The 22,173-nt window shown below is 75.2% G+C and carries 18 protein-coding genes and 2 pseudogenes; 8 read left to right on the forward strand and 12 right to left on the reverse strand.

Going from position 1 to position 22,173, the window contains the following annotated elements; all coding sequences use genetic code 11:
• Positions 1-139: 139 nt before the first annotated feature.
• A complete protein-coding gene (locus IE180_RS34400) occupies positions 140-2,158 on the reverse strand; it encodes an ATP-binding protein (RefSeq protein ID WP_190160884.1) in 2,019 nt (672 codons plus the stop codon).
• A gap of 586 nt (positions 2,159-2,744) precedes the next feature.
• On the opposite strand from IE180_RS34400, the gene IE180_RS34405 reads away from it, so the two are divergent.
• Positions 2,745-3,635 (forward strand): terpene synthase family protein, encoded by an 891-nt coding sequence (locus IE180_RS34405; protein ID WP_190160885.1) that lies wholly within the window; start codon positions 2,745-2,747, stop codon positions 3,633-3,635.
• Between the two features lie 45 nt (positions 3,636-3,680).
• Here IE180_RS34405 and IE180_RS34410 read toward each other — a convergent pair.
• Positions 3,681-4,031: pseudogene (locus IE180_RS34410) on the reverse strand (zinc-binding dehydrogenase); the annotation flags it as partial.
• 33 nt (positions 4,032-4,064) lie between these two features.
• Positions 4,065-4,637, reverse strand: coding sequence for a TetR/AcrR family transcriptional regulator (locus IE180_RS34415; RefSeq protein ID WP_190160886.1), 573 nt, complete (start codon positions 4,635-4,637; stop codon positions 4,065-4,067).
• A 91-nt stretch (positions 4,638-4,728) separates the two neighbouring features.
• Here IE180_RS34415 and IE180_RS34420 point away from each other — a divergent pair, with 91 nt between their 5' ends.
• Complete coding sequence (locus IE180_RS34420; RefSeq protein WP_190160887.1) at positions 4,729-5,124, forward strand: nuclear transport factor 2 family protein; 396 nt, start codon at positions 4,729-4,731, stop codon at positions 5,122-5,124.
• Positions 5,121-6,287: a zinc-dependent alcohol dehydrogenase family protein gene (locus IE180_RS34425; protein WP_308434460.1), complete on the forward strand. Its 1,167-nt coding sequence runs from the start codon at positions 5,121-5,123 to the stop codon at positions 6,285-6,287. Before IE180_RS34420 ends, IE180_RS34425 begins: the two co-directional genes overlap by 4 nt.
• A gap of 22 nt (positions 6,288-6,309) precedes the next feature.
• Here the strand turns inward: IE180_RS34425 and IE180_RS34430 are convergent, their stop codons facing one another.
• Positions 6,310-7,101, reverse strand: coding sequence for a bestrophin-like domain (locus IE180_RS34430; protein WP_190160888.1), 792 nt, complete (start codon positions 7,099-7,101; stop codon positions 6,310-6,312).
• A gap of 361 nt (positions 7,102-7,462) precedes the next feature.
• Between IE180_RS34430 and IE180_RS34435 the strand changes: the two are divergent.
• Positions 7,463-7,591 (forward strand): annotated as a pseudogene (locus tag IE180_RS34435) (right-handed parallel beta-helix repeat-containing protein); the annotation flags it as partial.
• Between the two features lie 158 nt (positions 7,592-7,749).
• Here the strand turns inward: IE180_RS34435 and IE180_RS34440 are convergent.
• Complete coding sequence (locus IE180_RS34440) at positions 7,750-8,040, reverse strand: hypothetical protein (RefSeq protein ID WP_190160889.1); 291 nt, start codon at positions 8,038-8,040, stop codon at positions 7,750-7,752.
• A 233-nt stretch (positions 8,041-8,273) separates the two neighbouring features.
• Between IE180_RS34440 and IE180_RS34445 the strand changes: the two genes are divergently transcribed.
• The 4 genes from IE180_RS34445 (at position 8,274) to IE180_RS34460 (ending at position 15,311) form a co-directional block, all read left to right on the forward strand.
• Positions 8,274-9,221 carry a Rieske (2Fe-2S) protein gene (locus tag IE180_RS34445; protein WP_190160890.1) on the forward strand — a complete coding sequence of 316 codons (948 nt, stop codon included), beginning with the start codon at positions 8,274-8,276 and terminating at the stop codon, positions 9,219-9,221.
• 570 nt (positions 9,222-9,791) lie between these two features.
• Complete coding sequence (locus IE180_RS34450) at positions 9,792-11,261, forward strand: aminotransferase class I/II-fold pyridoxal phosphate-dependent enzyme (protein WP_190160891.1); 1,470 nt, start codon at positions 9,792-9,794, stop codon at positions 11,259-11,261.
• 488 nt (positions 11,262-11,749) lie between these two features.
• Positions 11,750-14,185, forward strand: coding sequence for a SpoIIE family protein phosphatase (locus tag IE180_RS34455; protein WP_190160892.1), 2,436 nt, complete (start codon positions 11,750-11,752; stop codon positions 14,183-14,185).
• 166 nt (positions 14,186-14,351) lie between these two features.
• Positions 14,352-15,311, forward strand: coding sequence for a TIGR03557 family F420-dependent LLM class oxidoreductase (locus tag IE180_RS34460; protein ID WP_190160893.1), 960 nt, complete (start codon positions 14,352-14,354; stop codon positions 15,309-15,311).
• Positions 15,312-15,345: 34 nt separating this feature from the next.
• On the opposite strand, the gene IE180_RS34465 is transcribed toward IE180_RS34460, so the two are convergent.
• The 7 genes from IE180_RS34465 to IE180_RS34495 all read right to left on the reverse strand — a co-directional run bounded on the left by IE180_RS34465 (position 15,346) and on the right by IE180_RS34495 (position 22,017).
• Entirely contained in the window at positions 15,346-16,089 is a 744-nt protein-coding gene (locus tag IE180_RS34465; protein ID WP_190160894.1) for a 4'-phosphopantetheinyl transferase family protein, read from the reverse strand.
• Between the two features lie 7 nt (positions 16,090-16,096).
• Entirely contained in the window at positions 16,097-17,389 is a 1,293-nt protein-coding gene (locus IE180_RS34470) for an MFS transporter (RefSeq protein WP_190160895.1), read from the reverse strand.
• 153 nt (positions 17,390-17,542) lie between these two features.
• Positions 17,543-17,956, reverse strand: coding sequence for a hypothetical protein (locus IE180_RS34475; RefSeq protein ID WP_190160896.1), 414 nt, complete (start codon positions 17,954-17,956; stop codon positions 17,543-17,545).
• The gene (locus tag IE180_RS34480) at positions 17,953-19,260 is read right to left on the reverse strand and encodes a glutamate synthase-related protein (protein WP_190160897.1); all 1,308 of its coding nucleotides are present in this window, start codon (positions 19,258-19,260) and stop codon (positions 17,953-17,955) included. The genes IE180_RS34475 and IE180_RS34480 overlap by 4 nt, the downstream gene beginning before the upstream one ends.
• Positions 19,257-20,261, reverse strand: coding sequence for an asparagine synthetase A (locus IE180_RS34485; protein WP_190160898.1), 1,005 nt, complete (start codon positions 20,259-20,261; stop codon positions 19,257-19,259). Before IE180_RS34485 ends, IE180_RS34480 begins: the two co-directional genes overlap by 4 nt.
• 32 nt (positions 20,262-20,293) lie before the next feature.
• On the reverse strand, positions 20,294-21,610 hold the full coding sequence (locus IE180_RS34490; protein ID WP_373302856.1) for a methylaspartate mutase: 1,317 nt from the start codon (positions 21,608-21,610) through the stop codon (positions 20,294-20,296).
• On the reverse strand, positions 21,607-22,017 hold the full coding sequence (locus IE180_RS34495; protein WP_190160899.1) for a cobalamin B12-binding domain-containing protein: 411 nt from the start codon (positions 22,015-22,017) through the stop codon (positions 21,607-21,609). Before IE180_RS34495 ends, IE180_RS34490 begins: the two co-directional genes overlap by 4 nt.
• Positions 22,018-22,173 lie beyond the last annotated feature (156 nt).

A 22,173-nucleotide genomic window follows, 5' to 3' on the forward strand; every position in this document is an offset into this window, starting at 1 on the left:
CGGGCCGGCACGGGACGAGGACGAGGACCGCGGAGCGCGGACCGGCCGGGCCGGCACGGAGCGAGGGCCGCCGCCGCGGGGAGGGGGTCCTCGGCGGCGGTCCTCGCCTTCGCGGCGGTCCGGGGCCGGCGGCGGGAGGTCACCGCTGGGCCAGGCTCGCCGCCGACGACGGGGGCTGGGCCGCGTCGCGCGGTACGGGGACGTGCGGGCGGGGCCGCGGCGTCGGCGCGCCGGCCGTCGCCGCGGCGAGATCGAGGGTGGCGAGGAGGAGGCGCAGGGCACGGTGGGCCTGCGGGGCGTCGACCCGGGCTTCGAGGTCCGCCAGGGCGCGGCCCGCCCGGTGCCGGGCGCGGCCGGTGTGTCCGGAGCGGTGGTCGGCGAAGGCGCGGGCGTGGTGGGCCAGCGCCGTGGCCCAGGCGTCGTCGGCGCAGTCGGGCTGCGCGAGTGCCCGGCGGGCGGTGCGGGCCGCCGCCGCGGGGGCGTGGTGGGCCTGGACCACGGCCAGGGCGGCGAGGCTCACGGCGGGGGACGGGCCCCAGGGGGCGCCGCTGGGCGTGGTGTCCGCCGCCTGCCGGTAGTACCGGGCGGCCGTCACGGGGTCCTGCCGCTGCCACGCCAGGGTTCCGTGCGCATGGGCGATGTGGCCGAGGAGGGCGTCGTCGCCGGCGAGCACGGCCGCGGGCCAGGCGAGGGAGAGCAGGTGGTGCGCCGTGCGCGGGTCCCACGCCGCGCTGAGCCAGGCCGCGAGCCATCGGCCGCGTGCCGCGAGCGGGCTGTCGGCGGGCAGCCGGGGCAGCAGTCCGTGCAGGTGGTCGCTGCCCTCCCGGGCGTGGTCGTGGACCGCCCACCAGAACCACAGGTGGAGCATGGTCTCCAGGGCCGTCTCGGCGTGGACGCTCCCGTCGCCGGCGCGGTGCGCGAGGACCATCAGGTCGTCGTGCTCGTCCTGGACGGTCTGGAGCGCCTGTCGCTGCAGACCGGTGTTCCACAGGGTCTCGGCGACGGCCGCCACCCCGCGGAAGTGGACGGCGTGCCGGTCCCGCGTCACCGGCCGCTCGCCCGCCGCCGCGAGCCGTTCCGCGCCGAAGTCCCGGGCGGCCCGGGCCATGCGGTAGCGGGGCGGGCGCACCGCGCCCGCCTCCCCGAGCGTCTGGAGCACGCCCGTGGCGCTCAGCGTCGCCAGGGCGGGAGGCACCTCGTGCGGTGCGAGGTCGGAGCCCAGGCACACGAACACCGCCGCCGCCTCCGTGAAGGGTCCGGTGAAGACGCTGAGCCGGCGCCAGACCTTGCGCTGGGCCGGTTCGCACAGGGCGTGGACGGCCCCGACGGAGGTGCGCAGCGTGCGGTGCCGCAGCAGGAGGGGGTCCGGGTCGGACAGCCGGCACCGGCCGGTTTCGAGGTGGGCGGCCAGCTCCTCCATCGTCCACTCCCCCAGCCGGCCCGCGGCGAGTTCGAGTGCCAGGGGGACTCCTTCGAGGAGTCGGCACACCCGGGTCACGGTCGCCGGATCGGGTTCCCCGGTCCATCCGCGCTCCCGTGCGCGGGAGACGAGGAGTTCCGCGGCGGGGGACGCGCCCGGCCGGCCCGGTGCCGCCTCCACGGGCAGGGGCGCCAGGCGGACCACCCGTTCGTCCCCGAGACCGAGCGGGCGCCGCGCGGTCACCAGGACGCGTACCGCCGGCCGGGCCATCAGCAGTGTCTGGACCAGGCCGATGCATTCGGTGTGGACGGGGTCGACGTCGTCCAGGAGGAGGAGCACCTCGTCCGCCGGGACGGGCCGAGCGGGCGCGGCGGGCTCCGCGGGTGCCGGGTCCCAGGAGAGACCGGGGCCGCCGGGGGCTCCGGCGACACCCCAGGGCAGGCCCGCGCCGCTGAGGGCCCGGGCGACCCGCGCGGTCAGCGCCCGGCGCCCGACGGGGATCCCGTCGTGCCAGCGCACCCGCACCACCGTCCGCGCGGTGTCGTCGGAGGGCGGCGCGAGGGCGGCCAGGGCCAGCCGGCTCTTGCCCGTCCCGGCCGCCCCGGTCACGGTGACCAGCCGGTGCCCGGACACGGCCGCCCGGAGCGCGGCGAGTTCCCCGTCCCGTCCGACCAGGGCGTGACCGTCCCGGAAGAGGTCCACGAACCGGGCGTCGTGGCCCTCGTCCCGATTCCACATCTCCGGCACCGCGCACCATCCAGATCTTCGCTCTCGCCATCGACCCACCGCGATCGGGAGTCGATACAGAACCCGCAGGTCCCGGATGCAGAACCGTCACTGCACCGGGCGTCACGGCAACCCCAACGCGCTCCCCCGTCCACGGGTGGCGCGGAGGGAGGACGAACCACCCGTCACGACGAACGGGGGAACGCGTGACCGACGTGACGCCCCCCTCGCCCGTCACCCCGACCCACGGGTACCGACGGCCCGACCCACGGGTCCCGACGACCCCGGCCCCGACTCCGGCCGGACACCTCACACCCACCGGAGATCCCACGCTCCACTCGGAGGCCTCACCCCCCGCCCGGAGGCCTCGCGCTCCGCCTGGCGGTCTCCCGCTCCGGGCGATCCGGACTCCGTTCCTCCACTGGCTTGAAAGCGATCTGCTTGCCACTCCTGGCAGTTGATGATCAGTTCAAGTAATCTTCGATCGCGCCGGGGGCGTCACGGGATGACCCGGGATCAGAACCTGGGGGTGCCAGTGTCCAACGCCACCATGCTCGACCTGCCTTTTCCACCTCGCAGCAACCCGAACCAGGTATCCGTGGCGCAGCGCCACCGGGACTGGCTCCTCCGTCACGAGGGCCTTGCCGTCACCATCGCCCTGCCGGCGTACGAGAAGTGGGACGTGCCCCGCCTCGCCGCGTTCACCAGCCCGGACTCCGCCGCCGACGACCTGGTCCTCGCCGCGGACCTGCTCGGCTTCTACTTCCTCTTCGACGACCGCTTCGACTCGGACCTCGGCCGGTCCCCGGCCCGAGTGGCCGAGATCTGCACCCGTCTGACGGGGCTTCTGCACGGGAACGGCCCCGAGCCCGGCGCCCGCACCGCCGTCGAGCAGGCCTTCGCCGACCTCTGGGAGCGCAGCGTGCGCGGCATGTCGCCCCGGTGGCTCGCCCGGTCCGCCTACAACTGGGAGTGGTACTTCGCCTGCCACCCCGCCGAGGCCGCCGGCCGGCTCACCGGGCGCCTGCCCGACCGGGAGACCTATCTGGCGCTCCGCCGGGGCACGGCCGCCATGGAGACCCTCTTCGACATGGTCGAGCGGCTCAACCGGTTCGAGCTGCCGCAGGAGGTGCTGCACCACCCGACCTTCCGCCGGATGCGTCAACTTGCCGCGGACATACCGTCGTTCACCAACGACGTGCACTCGTACGCGCAGGAACGCGCCCGCGGCGACGTCGCCAACATCGTGATGATCGTCCGCGAGGAACTCGGCAGCACCCCCGCCGAGGCGGCCGTCGAAGTGATGCGCGAGGCGCAGGCCATGGTCGACCGCTTCGTGGAGCTGTCGACCGAAGTCCCCGAGATATGCGACCTCCTGGGGCTCTCCCCGGCCGCCCGGCAGGCGGCCCGTCGGTACGTGGACGGGCTCGCCGCCTGGATAGCCGGCTACCACCGCTGGGAGATCGACACGGGCCGCTACGCCCCCTGAGCCCCCTCCCTCCCGCACTCGCCCCTCCCGCACTCGTACTCGTACTCAGGGAATGAGGACGACCTTGCCGAGGTTGCGCCGGGACTCGACGAGTTCGTGGGCGCGCGCCGCTTCGGCGAGCGGGATCTCGGCGGAGACGCGGGGGCGGAGCGTGCGGTCGCGGTGGAGTTCCCACAGTTCGTCGAGCCACCGCGCGTACACCTCGGGCTCACCCCGGGCGATGGCTGCCACCTGGAAGCCGATGACCGAAGCCCCCCGGACCAGCAGTTCGTACGCGTCGATCGTGCCGCCGCCCGAGCTGAAGGCGACCAGACGGCCACCGGGCGCGAGGGCCCGCACCGCGGGGCCGAGGAGCTCTCCGCCGACCCCGTCGAGGACGACGTCGACGGGATCGCCCCGGCCCCCGCGCCCCGGCCCGAAGGGCGGCCCCTACGCGAGGCCGGCGTCGATGACGTGCTCGGCCAGGGCGCGGGCCGCGGCGGCGGGCTCGACGTCGGGCCGGGTCGCGCCGGCGGCGAGGAGGCCGTCGACGAGGATGAGCAGCTGATCGGCGGCGAAGTCGGGCCGCGCGTGCCCGAGGGCGGCGAACTCGTCCGCGAACAGGCCCCGGAGGGTGCGCCGGTACTCCCTGGTGACCTCGTGGCCGGGGTGCTCCGGGTCCGTGAGCGCGAGGTCAGCGGCGAGGTAGCGGCAGCCGTGGAAGTCGGGGTCGGCGGCGATGCCGCCGAGCCGGTCGACGACCGCGAGGAGGCGGGCCCGGGGGTCGTCCCCCGCGGCGTCCATGGTGGCGCGGTACCGCTCCACGTCCTCGGCGGTGCTGCGGCGCAGCACCTCGGCGACGAGACCGTCCTTGCCGCCGAAGTGCTCGTACAGCGAGCGGCGGGCGACACCCGCCTCCTTGAGCAGGGCGTCCACCCCGATGCCGACGCCCTGACGGTAGGTCAACTCCTGCGCCGCGAGGATGAGTCGCTCGCGGGGGCCCGGCTTCACGGAAGTGCTCATGGGGCGATTCTGCAGCACTTGACGTGGTAGATCAACCGGTCTATCTATAGACCTCGTAGACCGAACGGTCTATCTCTTTCGAGGAGGCGTCATGCCCGTGCGCACCACCGCCGAAGTCATCGCCCGTTTCAACCGCGCCTTCACCGACCGCGAGGCCGGCCTCCTGGCCGATCTGGTCGCCGAGGACTGCGTCATGGAGAGCGTCCGGCCCGCGCCGCGCGGGGAGCGCGTCGCCGGGCGCGAAGCCTGTACGGCGTGGTGGACCGCCCTCGTCGACGACGACACCGCGCGGTTCACCCCGCAGGAGGTCGTCGTGGCCGGCGACCGCGCGACGATCGTGTGGACCCACCGCTTCGGCGACGGGCCCGACCAGTGGGTGCAGGGCGTCAACGTGATGCGCGTGACGGACGGCCGGATCGTCGAGGCGCTCGGCTTCAGCAAGACCGCCGGAGAGGTCCCCCCGGCCGCCGGGTCCGAGGCCGCATGAGGCCCGTACCGGGCCGCCCGGCCCCCACCACGGTCGGCCGCCCGGCCCCCACCACGATCAGCCGTCCGGCCCCCGCCGCACCCACCCGCCTCCCCCGCGTCACCGTCACCCACGGCACCCACGCCGCCCGCGCCTCACGAAGGGCACGCCCCATGCGGAGCTATCACCTGTCGCACAGCGGGGCCGGACTCTCCGGCCTCACCGTCCGCGAGCACGACGTCCCCACGCCCGGCCCCGGCCAGGCCCTGGTGGAGGTGCGCGCGACCTCCCTGAGCTTCCGCGAGCTCATGGTGCTCGACGGGACCTACGTCCTCCCGGTCGAGCCGGACGTCGTCCCCCTCTCCGACGGGGCCGGCGAGGTGGTCGCGGTCGGCCCGGACACCGATTCGGTACGCGTCGGGGACCGCGTCGCCGCCACGCTCTTCCCGTCCTGGCAGGACGGCCCCTTCGCCGTCGAGCACCTCGCACAGCGCGGCGGCTCCTTCGACGGCATGCTCACCGAGTACGCCGTGGTCGACGCGGACTCGCTCGTGACCGTGCCCGCGCACCTGACCTACGCGGAGGCCGCCACCCTGCCCTGCGTGGCGGTCACGGCGTGGAACGCGCTGACCGGCGACGGAGCGGGGGTCCGTCCCGGCGACACCGTCGTCGTGCAGGGCTCCGGCGGCGTCTCCCTCTTCGCGCTCCGGTTCGCCAAGGCGCTCGGCGCGCGCGTGATCGCCACGACCGGCGGCCCCGCCAAGGTCGCGCGGCTGCGCGAGCTCGGCGCCGACGCGGTCATCGACTACGCGGCCGGACCCGACTGGCCCGGCACGGTCCGCTCCCTCACCGGAGGGCGGGGCGCCGACCGCATCGTCGACGTCGCCGGGCTCCTCCACGAGTCCGTCCGCGCCATCGCCCTGTCGGGCACCATCGCGTGCGTCGGCTTCACGGGCCGGACCGCCCCGCCGCTCGACCCGTACGCCCTGTTCGCCTCCGGCGCCACCCTCCGCAGCGTGGCGGTCGGCAGCCGCGCCCAGTTCACCGACATGAACGCCCTGATCGAGGCGCACGGGCTGCGGCCGGTGATCGACCGCGTCTTCCCCTTCGACGAGGCCGTCGACGCCTACCGCCACTACGCCGGCGGCACGGCCTTCGGCAAGGTGGTCATCAGCCACTCCTGACCCCGGCGCCGCACCCCGGCGTTCATCGGTCCCAGTACTGGGCGAGCGCCCCCTCGCGGTACGCAGCGGGGCTCACGCTCAGGTCCCCGGCGAACGGGCGGTCGAGGACGAAGACCAGGAGCAGGCTGAAGCCGATGAGGCCGGCGACGGAGGCGACGAAGAGGAGCTGGATGCGGAGCTTGCGCATGCCGTAGAGGAAGGTGAGCGGAACGAGGACGATCGCGCCGCCGAAGGCCAGGACCTGGAGCAGGGGCGGGAGTTCCTGCTCGGCCATGTTGAGGCGGGCGCGGCGCTGGGCGGCGACGTCGTTGAGGTGGCCGACGGCCTGCTCGTAGAAGACCTCTTCGCGCGGGGAGGCCGGGTCGTACGCCTGGAGGACGTCGAAGGCGGTCCGGAGGTGCGTCTCCGTGGCCCCGTAGCTCGGTTCTCCGGCGCGCATGCGGGGCCACTGGTCCTCGACGACCGCGTGGACGTAGCCGCTGAGGGCCGCGTCGAGGTCGGCGCGGACGACGGGCGGGAAGGCGGCGGCGTCGCGGGCGATGAGGGCGGTGTCGGTGGCCTCGCTGGCGACGATGGTCTGGGTGCTGTCCAGCTGGGTCCAGAGGGTGACGATGACGAAGGCGAGGATGATCCCGTAGATCGCGCCGAACATCCCCAGCGTCACTCCGACCATGTCGTTGTGCTCCCCCCGGGCCAGCGACGGATACCTGCGGCGGAGCAGCACGCTGCCGGCCACGGCGAGGACGACGGTCCCGCCGACGGTGACCACGGCGAGGGTGAAGGTGCTGAAGTGGTTGAGGAGCCAGAGCGACATGTGCGGGGAGTCTAGGCGCGGCGCGCGGTCGCTCCTGACCCCCGGGGGCCATCGGGGCGAATGATCACTCGCCCGTGTCGGCGATGGAACACGCTGTCGCTACAAGGGCTCCGTACGGGGGACTTCGCGCCCCCGGGAGCCCGCCCGCGACCGACGCGCAGCGGGCGGCCGATCCGGTGCCGGAGGATGTTCCGCGAAGCTTCCCCCGCCTCGTAGAGGTTCGGCGACGTGAAGCACGTTCACGCAGGAATCCATGGTCGGGTCTGCGACAACCGCCCGTGCACTCCGCGCGCGCCGGCCCCGCCGTCAACGGGTCGACCGTGCAGACGCCCTCGTTCGGATCCACCGGCACCTGCCCCACGGGGAGGACGCCGACGGCTTCGCCGCGAAGCTCACCGTCGGCGCGGGGAACGTGTTCCGCCGCGCCGTCTCCCACCACGACACCGACGACGGCCGGGACCTCTGCACCAAGCCCGGCACCGGCCCCCTCTGAGCCCTGAGCCGGCCCTCCACCTCGGACGGCCGCCCCGTCGTGGCGTTCGGAGCCCGTGCGGTCACCTGGTGGGCCCCGTGGAACGAACCAGCGACACGGGACGGGGGCGCCCGGGGCGGAGGGGACATCCGGGGGCGAACAGCCCTCCCCGGGCCTCAGGCCGCGCCGGGTGAGCCGACGGCCGGGGCGGGGCCCACGACCGGGGCGGGGCCGACGACCGTCAGGGGGATACCCAGCCCCTCGCACATCCGCCGCGCGCGGGCGAGCGCGCTGAGCGAGGCGGGCGAGGGATCGGCGGTGGGCAACTGCATCCGGACCAGACGGGGGCGGTGCGCCAGGAGGAGCGTCTCGATCTGCAGGACCGCCGCCGCACGGCTGGGGACGTCCAGGTCGCGCAGGAGTGCCAGATGCAGGACTCCGTCCTCGACCAGATGCCTGATGAGCATGGCTCCTCCCGCTCCGGATCCCGCTCCTCGCCGCAGGGCGCTCCGATTCGTGAGAGCACGGCGGAGGGCGACACCAGCATTATCTGCACAAAGGGGCGTCATCGGCAGGCGCAGCGCACGCGCCCGGCGGCTCCGGCTCCCCGGTCGGCGGCCCGCCCGTGCCGGCGCGCCGCTCCGCCGGATCCGTCCGCACGGCTCCGTTTCCGGTCGGCGCCACGGGTTAGACGCCAGCCATGGCCACCCAACGAATTCCCCGTCGCACCCTCGCGCTCGCCCGCGCGGCGCTGCCCTCGGCCGAAGGGCCGGGGCGCGTCCTGGCGGCGATGGAGCGGGTAGAGAACTCCGCCCGGTACGACCGGGTCGCCGACGCCCTGCGGAGTGCCGTGCGCGGCCTCCCGCTCGGCCGGGCCCGGGACGCCCTCCACGGCCGCTGGCTCGGGCACCCCGTCCATCCGCTCCTGGTACAGCTCCCCGTCGGGGCCTGGCTGTCGGCGGCCGTGCTCGACCTCCTCCCCGGCGAGCGCCGGGCGGCCCGCTTCCTCATCGGCGTGGGCCTGGTGGGAGCGCTGCCGTCCGCCGTGGCGGGCTGGACCGACTGGGCGGAGCTGCGCCGTCCGCAGCTGCGGGTGGGGCTCCTCCACGCCGCCGCGAACATCACCGGCGTCGCCCTCTACACGGCCTCCTTCTCGGCCCGGTGCCGGGGACGGCACTGGCGCGGGAAGGCGTGGGCGTTCTGCGGTCTCGCCGCGGTCGGCACCGGTGGGGCGATCGGCGGCCATCTGGCGTACCGGCAGTCCGCGGGCGCGAACCACGCCGAGGAGGTCGCCGACCTGGTCGGACCGGACTGGCACGACCTCGGCGAGGTGGCCTCCCTGCCCGAGGGCCTGCCCCGGCAGGGGCACGTCGGCGAGGTGCCCGTCGTGATCGTGCGGGGCGCGGACGGCGAGGTCCGCGTCCTGGCCGCCCGGTGCAGCCACATGGGCGGGCCGCTCGCCGAGGGCACCGTCGTCGACGGCTGCGTCCGCTGCCCCTGGCACGGCAGCACCTTCCGCCTGACGGACGGCTGGAACGTGACGGGCCCCGCCACGGCGCCGCAGCCCGCCTTCGAGACGCGCACCGTCGGGGGCCGCCTCGAAGCCCGCCTCCGTACGCACCTCTCCGCCGGGGACGCGGAGGCCTGAGGCTCCGCGTCGCCGAGTCCGCCGAGTCCGTCGAGTCGTCGGCGGGAGCGAGGGCGCCCCTGTCTGAACCGTCGGCGCGCTCGGGAGCCCGCCGACGAAGGCCCCGAGGTCCGAGTCGTCCGTCCGTGCGAGCGAAAGCTCCGGGGGCTTGACCCATCCGGGTGATGCGCCCGCGCGCGGTGATCGCGGTGACGTCGTGCCCGCGTGCGGTGGCGCCGCACCGTCGTCGCCCCGCGCCCGCGCGGTGACGTCGTGCCGCCACGCGCCCGTGTCCGGTGCGATCGCGCCGCCGTGCGGCCGCCCCCGGCGCTGTCGTGCCGCAGTCCGGACATCCGTCGCCCCGGCCGCCGCCCGACCGTGGAGGGGAACCGGCGGGCGACGGCTTTCGGGGGTACCCCGGGGCGCGCGTGCCCCGTCCGCGCCGCTTCATGCCGCCCCCGCGCGGGCGGTTGCCGACCTCACACCTCCTCCCGGTTCGCCCCGTTTTGGGGAGGGGGCTCCGGGCAAACGCGACGAAGGCCGCGGCAGTACGCCCCCGCCGGACGGCGGGCGGACCGAACCGGAGGAACCATGGACCACTCGCACGCACCCGTACTCGAGGCACTGGAGGACTTCCGGCGCCGGGGAGACGTCGTCTTCGGCCCCCCGGGACACAAGCAGGGACGCGGGGCCGACCCCAGGGTGACCGCCGTGGTCGGGGCCGACGTCTTCCGGTCGGACGTGCTGATGCTGAACGGCCTGGACGACCGCAGGCTGTCCCAGGGCGTGCTGGAGCAGGCCCAGGAGCTGATGGCCGATGCCGTGGGCGCGGAGAAGGCCTTCTTCTCGACCTGCGGGAGCTCGCTGTCGGTGAAGACGGCGATGCTCGCCGTCGCCGGCCCGGGCGAGAAGCTGCTCGTGTCCCGCAACGCGCACAAGTCCGTGATCGCCGCGGTCATCGTGAACGGGGTCGAGCCCGTCTGGGTGCACCCGAAGTTCGACGCCGACCGGCACATGGCCCATCCGCCCGAGCCCGACGACGTGCGCCGCAAGCTGGAGGAGCACCCGGACGCCAAGGGGATGCTGCTGATCACCCCCACCGACTGGGGCACGTGCGCCGACGTGCGGGGCGTGGCCGATGCGTGCCACGCCGTCGGCGTACCGCTGATCGTCGACGAGGCGTGGGGCGCGCACCTGCCGTTCCACCCCGAGCTGCCGGTCTGGGGCATCGACGCGGACGCCGATCTGGTGATCACCAGCGTGCACAAGATGGGCGGGGCGATCGAACAGAGCTCCGTCTTCCACCTCCAGCACGACCGGGTGTCGCCCGAGGTGCTCAAGCAGCGGGAGGACCTGCTCGGAACGACGAGCGCCTCCACGCTGGTGTACGCGACGCTCGACGGCTGGCGGCGGCAGATGGCCGAGCACGGCAAGGAGCTGCTGGGCGGTGCGCTGCAACGGGCCCGGCGGGTGCGCGAGGCCGCCGCGGGGCTCCCGGGGCTGGAACCGATGGGCACCGAGGTCGTCGACGCGGGGCTCGCCGCCGACTTCGACCCCCTCAAGATCGTCATCGACGTCCGGGGCCTCGGCATCAGCGGGATGCAGGCGGCGGAGTGGATGCGGGACAACTGCCGCGTCGACGTGGGCGGTTCCGACACGTGCCGGATCTCCGCCTCGATCACGCACGCGGACGACGACGAGACGGAACGGCGGCTCGTGGAGGCGCTGCACGCGCTGGTGGACGGAGCCGACGAGATCGAACCGAGGCCGGCCGTGCACCTGCCGGTGTCCCGGGCCCTGGAGCTGGAGCAGGTGTGCCTGCCGCGCGACGCCTTCTTCGGGCCCGCGGAGCACGTGGCCGCGGAGGACGCGGTCGGGCGCGTCTCGGCGGAGACGATCAGCCCGTACCCGCCGGGGGTGCCGGTGGTGGCGCCCGGTGAGCTGATCACCGCCGAGGTGGTCGACTACCTGCGCAGCGGCATCGAGCACGGTGTGCTCGTGTCCGACGCCGCCGACCCGTCGCTGAAGACGTTCCGGGTGAGGACGCGGGGCGCCGCCTGAGCGGAAGGTCGGGGCGCCGCCTGAGCGGACGGCCGGGGCGTCGGCCGCGGACGGGCCTTCGGCGGAGAACAGGTCCGTCAGGCGTTCCGTCCTCCCGGCGCCGGAGCGGGCGCCCTGTCGGCCCGCGGCCCCTCGTCCTCCGGCCGGATCCGGTCCACGACCGTCGCCTCCGCCCGTCCGAACCGCCCCGCGTCCTCCCCCCACGGCGCCCGGAACCGGGATCCCCCCGTCGTGTCACGGGGTGAGGCGGCCGGGGCCCGTCGTCGCGGGCCCGGCGGGCGTCCGCCGGGGGCTGGAGCGCCCTTGCCCCGGCGAAGGCGCGGCGGAGGCCCCCTACCGCGGGACCGACCGGCCCCTCCCCTCCGCCGCCCCGTACGGAACGGTGTACGGAACAGGAGTGCGGAACGCCCCACGATCGACCGATCGAGGTGTACAGCTCCCGTCGAACACCGGGTGCGTTCCGGGCGGGGCGTGGCATGCTCAAACATATGGAGGGCGATTTCGCGACCCCTGACGCGGGCGAGGGGGCGGCACCCGAGGTGCGCGCGTTGGCGAAGGTCGTGGCACGGCTGCGCGCCGAGGTCGTGGACCTGGAGGGCGGTGCCTCGATGACGGCCGTCCTCGAACGGGCCAAGGGCGTGGTCATGGCCCAGGCGGGGGTGCCGGCGGACGCCGCGTACCAGCTGCTGCTCGACCGCGCCGAGCAGCACCGCAGAACCCTCCTGGAAGAGTGCTGGATCACCCTCGGCCGCATCGGCGAGGGAGGCGCGCCGGCGTCCGTACGGCCTTCGGCGCCCCCGCCCGAACCGCTTCGGGAGGGCCCCTCCCCCTTCAGCACCCCCCGCTACGTCCTCGGTGGGGCCCGGCCCGCCGGCCACGGCCGGGCCCTGGACCAGCTGGCCAGGGGTCTGGCGCACGCACGGAACCCGGACGACGTGGCGGAGCTCCTCCTGGCGACCCTGGGCGAGCCCGAAAGCGTGGGCGCGGTGATGATCTACACCGTGGCGGCGGCCGGAAACCTGGAGCTGATCGGCAGCGCCGGCGTGAGCGACGGGCTCGCCGGACAGTGGAGCCGCGTCCCGCCCCTCAGCGGCGTCGCCGCCCTGGAGGCCGTCGACGCCCAGGAAGCGGTCTGGCTGGAGGACCTGCGACAGGACGGCGCCCGCTACCTCCTGATCGGGGACCCGCCCGGAGAGTGGCCCTCCCGGGCCTGGCTGCCCGTCCCGGGCAGCCGGCCGATGACGACGGTCGTCGGCTTCTTCCGCACCGTCCCGGGGCCCTTCGACGCCCGGACCCGGACACTGCTGCGGCGGGCCGTCAGACTCTGCGTCGGCCCCCTGAGGGAGGACCGGGGCCCGCTCGGCGGCGACAACTCCGGCGAGGACGTCGCCACCGTCCAGGCGGTCCTGGACGCGCTGCCGGGCCCCGCGGTCCTGCTCGCCCCGCTGCGCTCGGAGACCGGTGACGTCGAGGACTACCTGATCGAGGCGGCGACGCCCGGGGCGGTCGACGTGGCCGGGCGGCGCGGCAAGGAGCTGGTGGGCCGGCGGATCCTGGAGACGTACCCCACGGTGGCGGGCACCGCCCTGTGGGACGGATACCTGGACACGCTGGTCACGGGGTCGGTCTACGAGGGCGATCCCTTCACGTACGAGGAGGTGAGCGCCGGCGTCCAGCAGAAGTCCGTGTACTCGGTCCGCGCCTCGCGGCTCGGCGGGCGCCTCGTCGTCTCCTGGGTCCGCCACGACACCAGCGAGCGCGAGGCCCGCCTGCTGGCCGACATGCAGCGCCTGGGGAACCTGGGCTGGGCCGGCTGGAACCTGATCACGGACACGATCACCTGGTCGGATCAGGTGTACGTCGTCTTCGACCGCGACCCCGCCCTGGGGCCCATGCGTCTGGAGGAGCTGCCGGAGCACCTGGTGGCCGAGGACCTGCCGAGGCTCGCCGCCGCCGTCCAGCGGCTCCTCGCCGACGGCCTGGCCATCGACGAGCCCTTCCGCATCACCACCGCCCACGGCGTACGACACCTGCGGATCGTCGCGGAGGCACAGCGGGACGCGGACGGCACGCCCGTCGAGGTGCACGGCTTCTTCCAGGACCTCAGCGCGCAGAAGGACGCCGAACTCGCCCTGCGCGACAGCGAGCGCGAGAACCTCGTCCAGCGCGGCATGCTCAAGGCCGAGCGGGCCCTCGGCGCCCGGCTCCAGGAGACCCTGCTGCCGATCCCCGAGCAGTCGCTGGAGCTCGCGGGGCTGTGCGTCGACGTCGCCTACATGCCGGCCGACCGGGGCCTGAACGTCGGGGGCGACTGGTACTCGGCGATCGAACTGCCCGACCGGAGCGCGCTGTTCGTCGTGGGGGACGTCGCCGGCCACGGCCTGGCGGCCGTCGGCACCATGGCGCAGCTGCGGTTCACCGCCAAGGGCATGAGCATCACGGGATCCGGTCTCCCCGACGTCCTCGGCAGGCTCAACGCCCTTCTCCTCCACACGACGGGCGACGAGCGCGGCGCCACCGCGACCATGGTCATGGGCCGCTACCAGCCCTGGGACCACCGTCTGACCTGGGTCCGGGCGGGGCATCCGCCGCCGCTGCTGATCCGGGACGGGGAGGCGCGCTTCCTGCCCCAGCCCCAGGGTCCGCTGCTCGGCGCCCTGCACGGCTCCCGGTACGAGGAGGCCGCGGTCGACCTGCTGCCCGGGGACCACCTGCTGTTCTACACGGACGGTCTCGTGGAGGAGCCGGGCGAGGACATCTCGATGGGCCTCGACCGCCTCGCCGCCGAGGCGCTGCGACTGGTGCGCGGGGGCCGTGGCCTCATGGTCGCCCGGACGCTCGCCGGGTCGGGCACGGGGAACCGGGACGACATCTGCGTCCTCGACATCCACGTGCCCCGCGGACGGGACCGGACGCCGTCCTAGGGGTGTCGTCGCGCTCCCGTCGTCGTCCGAGGGGCAGCCCCGCGGCGTCGGGTGCGTGTTCTCGACGCGCCGGGCGCCCGGTGTTTTCCCGTCCGGTACCCGGGCAACCGCTTCGACGAGCCGTCTCCGCGGAGACAGGTGAACGCCCGCAGCCACCGGAGGCGTCATGACCGAGTTCGGGTACTTCCTGTCCTGCGAGGAGTTCGGGCCCGCCGAGCTCGTCGCCCAGGCCCGGATGGCGCAGGACGCGGGCTTCCGGTCGCTGTGGATCTCCGACCACTTCCACCCCTGGAACGAGGCGCAGGGCCAGAGCCCCTTCGTGTGGTCCGTGATCGGGGCCCTGTCCCGGGCCGTGCGGCTTCCCGTCGAGACGGCCGTGACCTGTCCGACCGTACGGCTCCACCCCGCGCTGGTCGCGCAGGCCGCGGCCACCTCCCAGCTGCTGCTGGAGGGCCGCTTCCGCCTCGGCCTCGGCAGCGGGGAGGCGCTCAACGAGCACGTCCTCGGCGACCCCTGGCCCCCCGCCGGGGTGCGTCTGGAGATGCTGGAGGAGGCGGTGGAGGTCATCCGGCTGCTCTTCACCGGTGAGACGGTCACCCACCGGGGCAGGTACTACACCGTCGAGAACGCCCGGATCTACAGCCTGCCCGACACCCCGCCGCCCCTCGACGTGTCCGCCTTCGGCCCCCGGGCCGCCGACCTCGCCTCGCAGATCGCCGACGGCCTCGTCACCACCGCCCCGGACGCGGACCTCATCGGCCGGTTCCGGGTCCGCGACCCCGCCCGGCCGGTGTACGCGGCGACGAAGGTGTGCTGGGCGGAGTCCCGCGCCGAGGCGGTGCGGACGGCCCACCGGATCTGGCCGACCGAGCACCTGCCCGGCGAACTGAACCAGATCCTTCCGACGCCCGCCCACTTCGAGCAGGCCTCCGCGCTGGTGACCGAGGAGGCGGTCGCGGCGGCGGTGGCGTGCGGCCCCGACCCCGAGGAGCACGTCCGGCACCTCCGCCGCTTCGTGGACGTCGGCGTCGACCGGCTGCACATCGGCCAGATCGGCCCGGAACAGCGCGGCTTCTTCGACTTCTACCGCAGGGAGGTCCTGCCCCTGCTCGACGGGACGTCCTGAGGAACACGGCCCCGCCCGCCGGCGGGCGGGGCCGTCACCGGCGCAGGGCCACGGCGGCGTGGTGGCCGTCCGGGACGGTGACGTCGGCGAGGAACCAGCCGGGCGGTGCGGCCGGGACCGGCCCCGCCCCCACGTACTCGGCGGACGGGTCGGCGCCCAGGCCGATGCCGAGTCCCTTCAGATAGGCCTCCTTCCTGGTCCAGACGCGGGCGAACGCGGCGGGCCGGTGGGCGGGGGCGAGGACGGCGAGTTCCGCCGCCTCCGCGGGGTGGAGGACCTCCGAGGCCTCCGCGACGGTGTGCGCCGCCGGCACCCGCTCGACGTCCACGCCGACGGGTGTGGAGGCGACGGCGATCAGGCTCAGCCCCTCGCAGTGGGAGAGCGAGAAGTGCGGGTGACCGTCGGTCAGCACGGGGCGTCCGTGCGGTTCGCCGCAGCAGGGGCACGGCGCCCGGGCCACCGACACGGTGCGGGGCGCGACGCCCAGGTGGGCGCCGAGCAGGCGGCGCAGCCCCACGTGTGCGCACAGGTAGGTGGCGCGGTCGCCGGAGCGGCGGAACTCCTCGGCGCGGGCCAGTTCGCCGGCGTCCAGGACGAGGGGGGCGTAGCGGGTGACGGCGTCCTGGTGGGCCTCGGTGGCCACCAGCCACAGCTGCGGCCGGACCGGGCGGAGGGCGGGCAGCCGTGGCAGGGCCGTGGTCAGGGGCGGGAGCGCGGTCGGGAGGAGCGGGCCGGCCGGTGGAGCTGCCGGCGGGGGTGGGGAAACCAGCGGGATCATGTCTGCCTCACACGGAAGTGGCGGTGGGCTCCGGTGCGGTACGGGCACGGGCGTCGACGCGCGGCGCGGCGGTGGCCGTACCGCCGCGCAGGGCGACGGCCGCGGCGATCGGGGAGAGGAGGGCGAGGCCCGCGCACAGCAGCCAGGTCCCGGTCACCCCGAGGGAGAGCGAGACGGGGCTGAACACGGCCAGGGACAGGGGGGCCGCGCCGATGCCGGAGAGCGCGAAGGTGGACATCGCGGCGCCCATCCGGCCCTCGGGGACGGCCTGTTGGTAGGCGGTGACCAGGGCCGGGCCGTTGAGCCCGGAGAGCAGGCCGACGGCTCCGGCCGTGCCGGCCAGGACGAGGGGCGACGGGACGAGGGCCATGGCGGCCATCCCGGCCGCGAGGCCGACGCCGGTCACCACGAGCTTGGTGTGCGCCGGAATGCGGTGGGCGAGCGCCGCGCCCAGGGCGGCGGACGCCAGCGCGCCGGCACCGAAGACGGACAGGACCATGGCGACGGCGCCGACCCCCCAGCCCTCGTCGGCGGCCCGCAGGGGCAGGGCGACCTCGGCCGGCCACAGGAAGGCCAGGTCCATGCAGAAGCAGGCGACGAACATCCAGCGCAGGCGCGGGTGGGCGGCGAGGAGGCGGAAGCCGTCGCCGGAGCGGCGCAGCAGGGAGGGGCCCTGGGGGGTGCGCTCGGGCCGGGTCATGCCGTGGGTGACGTGGGCGGCACAGGCCAGCCAGACGGCGCAGCCGGCGGCCGCGGCCGTCATGGCCACGGGCAGGCCTCCGACGACGACCAGCCAGGCGCCGAGGGGCGAGCCGGCGATGGGGGCGAGCCGCAGCACCATGGAGAAGAGGGAGTTGGCCCGGCCGAGCTGGTCCTGCGGGGCGAGGCGGGGCAGCAGGACCCCGGAGGCGGGGCCCGTGAGGCCGAGCAGGACGCCGTCGACGAGGGCGACGGCGATCAGCGGCCACAGGGTCTTGGTGGTGGCGGTCACCGCCACTCCCGCCGCGAGGACGAGGACGCGCACGCCGGTCGCGCGCAGCAGGACGGCGCGGGGTCCGAGCGCGTCGGCGAGCGCTCCGCCGAAGAGGAGCAGCAGGGCGCGCGGCAGGGTGGCGGCGAGGGTGACGTACGTGACGGCCTCACGGCCGCCGAGCTGGACCGCCGTCCAGCTCATGGCGATCAGGAGGGCGAAGCTGCCCGCCTGGACGGCGGCCTGGCCGATGACGAGGCTGCTGACGCGACGCCAGTCGACGGCGGGCTCTCGGCCCGTCGGTGCGCTGGTCGTGGGGGTCGTTCCCATGGGGTCGGCTTTCTGTGGTCGAGGGACGGGGGGCCGGGGCGTGGGGCTGGGGCGGGACCTGGGGCGAGGGTGGACGGAGGGCCTGCGGGGACGGAGCGGACGGCTGTGGAAGCGGTCGGAGGGCGGCCGTGATCGGAGGACGGACGGCCGCCGTCAGAGGGGCGGGCGGACACGGACCCTGACGTCGGCCGCGTCGCCCCTGAGGCCGGCGGCGACGGCGAGGGCCACGGCACGGTCGGCGGCCCGGCGCACGGCGCGCCGCCGCCGCGTGCCGAGGGCGCCGGGCCGGGAGGTGACACGGGCGGGGCGTCGGGGCGTGCGCAGCTCGACGCGTCCGCCGAGGTAGCCGCGGCCCGCCTCGGCGAGGGCGCGTTGGGCGACGTGCCGGGCGGCGACGGCCAGTCCGGCCCCGTAGGCGGTCTCACCGGCGGACCCGTACGCGGCCGCGTCGGCCGCTGCGCGGGTGGTCCCCTCGTACGAGACCGCCACGGTGATGCCCGGGGCCTCCCGGACGGAGAAGCAGGCGTGGACGGCGCGGTTCCCGGCGCGCCGCCGGTGCGCGGTCACGGTGTCGCCCCCGCCGGGTCGGCGACGGCCCGGGGCGGTGCGTCGGCGGTGCGGTCGGCGTGCGACGGCCGGCCGTCGGGCCACCACAGGTCCTCGGGGCCCAGGGCGGCGACGGTGTACTTGCCGAGGGCGCTGACCAGCAGCCTCAGTTCGAGGGCGATGCTGTCGACGAGGCGCTCCAGTCCGTGTTCGGGGTCCTCGTCCACGGCCACGAGGGCCGCGCGGCCGAGGCCGACGGCGGTGGCTCCGAGGGCGAGGGCGCGCACGGCGCGGCCGCCTTCCCACATGCCGCCGGTGGCGAGCAGGCAGCCGTCGGGGCGGCCGATGCGGCGCAGGCATTCGGCGAGGGGCAGGCCGACGTGGTCGAGGAAGACGCCCGGGGCCCAGCCGGTGCCGCCTTCGGCGCCGTCGACGGTGACGGCGTCCGCTCCGGCGGACCAGGCGGTACGGGCGGCGTGGGCGATGTCGCGGCCCGGGTGGAACTTCACCCAGGTGCGGGCCTTGGGGAAGTTGTTCCGCATGAAGCGCAGCTGCTGGCGGAGGATCTCGTCGGTGAAGGTGCCCGGGGTGGCGCAGCGCAGCCGGCGCTCGCCGGCGGGGTCGAGGACGTCGCTGACGGTGAAGCGGCGGGCGAGCAGCTCGGCCTCGGCGCGGTCGACGACGGTCATGCCGCCGAGGCCGGGTTTGGCGCCCTGGCCCGTCTTCAGCTCGAAGGCGAGCCGGCCGGACTCCAGGAGGGGACGGAAGGCGGGGTCGCTGTAGAGGAGGTTCCAGACCTCGGAGTCGGCGTCCTCGGTGGACTGCTGGACGACGACGCCGCCGACGCCGTCGGGTGCGGCGTCGAGGTAGGCCTCGACGCGGGCGAGGAGGGCCGAGCGGGTGGCGTCGCCGGCGCGGCGGTAGCCGTGCACGGGAATCATGTTCTCGCCGATGACCATGGGGATGCCGAGGCGGGCGGCCTGCCGGCTCGCGTGGACGGCGAGGTCGCCGCTGCCGGCGCGGGTGGAGCCGAAGGCGGACAGGTAGAGGGGCAGTCGGGTGGTGAAGCCGCCGGTGCGGGAGCCGAGGTCGACGTCGGTGAACTCCGGCTCGCGGGCGAGGTCGATGAGCTTCTCCAGGCGCTGCGGCATGAAGACGGGCGGGACGATGCGTGCCCGGTCGAGGTCGTCGACGACGGCCGTCGGACCCGGTCCGTACAGTCGCGTGCCGTACGTGGCGGGGTCGGGGAAGACCTCGGCGGTGCCGTTGCGGGCGCGGGCGCGGATCTCCCGCTCGGGGAGGCCGGGGGCGCCGAGGGCGGTCACGGGGCCACCACCCCGGGGAGCTTCGGGTAGGCGCTGACCTGCCACAGGGCGTCGAGGCCGGTGAGGAAGCGGACCAGGCGCTGCAGGCCCATGCCGAATCCGGCGCTGGCCGGCATGCCGTCCCGGGCCTCCTTGAGGTACCAGGCGTACTTGGCGGGGTTCTCCCCGCTCTCGCGCATGCGGGTGACGATGGTGGCGTAGTCGGCCTCCCGCTCGCTGCCGGAGACGAGCTCGCCGTACCCGTGCGGGGCGATCAGGTCGAAGTTGCGGAGGACGCCCGGGCGTTCGGGGTCCTCGCGGTCGTAGAAGCCGCGGGAGCCCTTGGGGTAGTCGTTGACGAAGAAGGGGCGGTCGCTCTCCAGGGAGAGGAGCCGTTCGCCGGCCCAGTCGATCTCGCCGTCGGGGTTCTGCGGGTGGCCGGCGGCGAGGAGGTGGGCCACGGCCTCGTCGTGGGTGCGGACGTCGTACTTGCCGGCACGGACGTCGGCGAAGTCCCCCTCGATCCGGCCGAGTCCGCCGAGGATCTCGGGGACGGCGGTCCACACGTGCTCGGTGACGTGGGTGAGGAGGCCGGCCGCGATCTCCTGGACGTCCTCGCGGGTCCCGTCGGCGATCTCCACGTCGATCTGGTGGAACTCGACGAGGTGACGGCCGGTGCCGGCGGTCTCCTCGGGCTCGACGCGCACGTTGGGGGCGACGTAGAAGAGCCGGGGGAAGCCGCGCAGGGACGCCTGCTTGTAGAGGATGGCGCTGGTCATCAACTTGTACGGGTGGCCGTAGTAGTCGACGTCGAGGGCCTTGGCGCCGCGCCCGCCGGGGTCGGTGACGGGCCCGACGAGCGGGGGCAGCAGCTCGGTGAAGCCCTCGCCGCGCAGGAACGCGCGGGCGGCGTGGAGGGCCTCCTGCTGGACGAGCATGGCGGCGCGCAGCCGGGGCGAGCGGAGGTGTTCGCCGAGCGGGGGCGGGGTCGCCGGTGCGCCGGCGGAGGGGGGCTGGTCCATGGCGGGGCTCCTGTCGTGCTGGTGACGGGTGGTCAGACGGTGAGCGGGGTGGCCTGCGGACGGTCGTGGTCGCCGCCGTCGCGGTGCCGGGGGCTGTCGTAGCGGTCGGCGACGTGGTGGAGGGCGGCGAGCAGACCGGCCGAGGTGGGCGGGGCGGCGTCGGCGGCCGTGTCCGGGCGGATCGGCATGGCACCGGTCCGGGCCCAGCGGAGCCGTCCCCGGGGGTCGACGAATCCCGCGGAGCGGCCGGCGTTGTCGGGGTGGAGGCAGAACGGAACGTCGAGCAGCCCCCGCGCGAAGGCGGCCGGCAGGGCCCTGGACAGGTCGGGGTGGAGGCCGAGGACGGTCTCGATCAGGGTGCGGGCCTCCCGGTACACCTCGCCGTCCCCCTCGTCCGTGGGGTCGGGCGGCGGGGGTCCGGCGAGCGCGGCGGCCGCGGCGGCGGTCTCCAGTGCGCGGACGTTCTCCTCGACGGTCGGGATGCGGTGGGCCTCCGCGGTGGTCTTGACGATGAGGCGGCCTGCGCCGGAGCGCACGGCGAGCCGGGCGGAGGCCTCCAGGAGGCGGGTGGCGCCCTGTGCGGTGCGGGGGTAGACGCCCATGTAGGTGTAGAGGACGACGTGGCGGTCGACGTCGTCGGGCAGGAACTCGGCGGCGAGCCGGTGGAGGGCGCGCAGGGCCTCCTCGTCCTGCGCCGGGTCGGTCTGCTGGGCGTAGCTGAGGGAGACGCTGCGGAGGCCGAACCGGGCGAAGAACAGGCATTCCAGGACGCTCACGGCCACCAGCAGGCCCGGGGGGCAGAGCTGGCCGAGGAGGCAGCCGCCGAAGCTCTCCAGGTGGGGCACGGCGCCGGGCCGCGCCGTGGTGGCGAGGAGTTCGCAGGCGCGGGCCCAGGCGGTGACGGACTCCCGCAGGGGGGTGCGGCCGTAGGGCAGGCAGTAGGAGACGGGGCCGCCCTCGGTGGCGTCGAGGCCGGCGGCGGTGAGCGCCCGGACGATGGCCAGGGGGCGGGCGGAGCCGTGCCGGACCTGTACGGGGAAGTCGGCGTCGAACAGCCCGTCGAGGACGGCCCGGGTGGTGGCCGGGGGGTGCGCGGCGATCGGGTAGCCGTTGAGGCGGCTTCCTTCGGCCACGGCGGCGCGGGCGGCGGCGAGGTCGCCGACGCGGGTGTAGCTGTCGACGGTCAGGGTGCCCGCGGTGTGGGCGGTGGCGGCCCGGGTCCGGGCGAGTCCGGCGCGCATGCGGCCGGGGTCGCCGAAGCCCATGCGGGGCTGGACGACGAGCCGGCCGGCGGTCATGGACGCCGCGACGAAGCCGCCGAAGCCGGGGAGGGCGGCGGGGGCGGTCAAGCCGGCACCTCCTTGCGGGCGCGTGCGGCGAGGAACGCGCGCAGGGCGTCGAGGTCCTCCCCGAGCACGGCGTCGCAGCCGGCCTCGGTGAGCCGTGCCACGTCGGCCTCCTGGCGGTGTCCGGCGACGCCGAGCTTTCCCCCGAGCACCACGGGGAGGCCGGCCAGGGCGGGCACCTCGCGCAGCCGGCGGACGGCGGCGAGTCCGTCGCGGTAGCCGTGTCCGTTGACGCTGCTGAGCACCACCGCGTCGGGCGCGTGCCGCAGACAGCCGGCGACCAGCAGCTCGGCGGGGGCGCAGGGACCGAGTCCGATGACCTCGTGGCCCTGTTCCTCGAGGAAGAGACGGAGGTACACGAGATTCCATGTGTGGGAATCCGATGCGGTTCCGCTCAGGAGTATCTTCATGGGTCGAGGATAGTTTTCCGGGGATTCCGGAAGGGGAAGTAAGACCGGCAGCAAGGACCGGCACTTTCGCTCGACAATTCCCGCCCCTTTTCCTGTCGGAGTCCGCCTTTCCTGCCGGAGTCCTCCTTTCCTGCCGGAGTCCTCCTTTCCCGGCCG

The organism is Streptomyces litmocidini (genome assembly GCF_014649755.1).
Classification (GTDB): domain Bacteria; phylum Actinomycetota; class Actinomycetes; order Streptomycetales; family Streptomycetaceae; genus Streptomyces; species Streptomyces litmocidini.